This is a genomic window from Bacillus sp. LR--39 (assembly GCF_053613335.1).
Map to the genome: position 1 here is coordinate 1 of NZ_JBSIOT010000727.1, position 770 is coordinate 770.

1 protein-coding gene and 1 pseudogene are annotated in these 770 nt (G+C 52.1%); one reads left to right on the top strand and one right to left on the bottom strand.

Annotated elements, in window-relative coordinates; genetic code table 11:
• Positions 1-111, top strand: a pseudogene (locus ACWHAR_RS26135) (NupC/NupG family nucleoside CNT transporter); the annotation flags it as partial.
• A gap of 45 nt (positions 112-156) precedes the next feature.
• On the opposite strand, the gene ACWHAR_RS26140 reads toward ACWHAR_RS26135, so the two are convergent.
• Positions 157-770, bottom strand: a 614-nt coding sequence (locus ACWHAR_RS26140; RefSeq protein ID WP_452088306.1) for a DJ-1/PfpI family protein, incomplete at its 5' end; no start/stop codon positions are given.

Here is a 770-nt window from a genome sequence, read left to right on the forward strand (position 1 = left end):
TTTAACGGAGAAAAATCGGCGATTATCGGAAGAAATGTGTGGAAGCTCCTCGTCAGCGGAATAGCAGTGTCGCTGTTGAGCGCGGGGATTGTCGGGCTGTTTGTTTGGTAGAAAAATAGATTAAAAGGGCAGGCATCTAGCCTGCCTGCTTTATTATTAAACTTGCCTATCCCAATGGCGGTGCCCGCTGATCGCTTCGACCAGCTTTTTGCCGAAGTCGTCTTTGTTCTTATCACCACGAGAGGTGATAATGCCCGGCTGTGAAGCCGCGTGGGCCCCGGCGGCGGACAGCAGGAGATCGACCCCTTCGCCTGCGGCTCCGACCGCTTTATAATGTCCGAATGCTTCATTGACAAAATCCGATGCGGCTTTATGCAATTTCAGGCGTTCTATGCTTTCTTGGCCGCCCGGAATATAAACGGCATCGTACAGCACAGAATCGACCGTCTGCAAAGTGTTTCCGACTTCAATTTCTGTGCCGCCGGCCCCTTCGATTACTCCGAGTGCCGAGCTGACGATGTCCGGAATGATGCCGGCTTTTTTGAATTCTTTCAACACACGGCTCAAGTCTTCATCATCAAAACCTTGTTCTGCTAAAATGGCGACTGTCCTTGTCTGCGGCAGTTTCACCGTATTCTCCTGGCTGAGCGCAGGGGATTTGAACGTCACGTTGGAGCCTTCGTCTTTTTCAGGGGGCTCTACGCCTACACCCGCAGCGATTTGCTTGGCAAGCTCCCCGTCAACCCGGTTAAACATATGAACGACTTGGC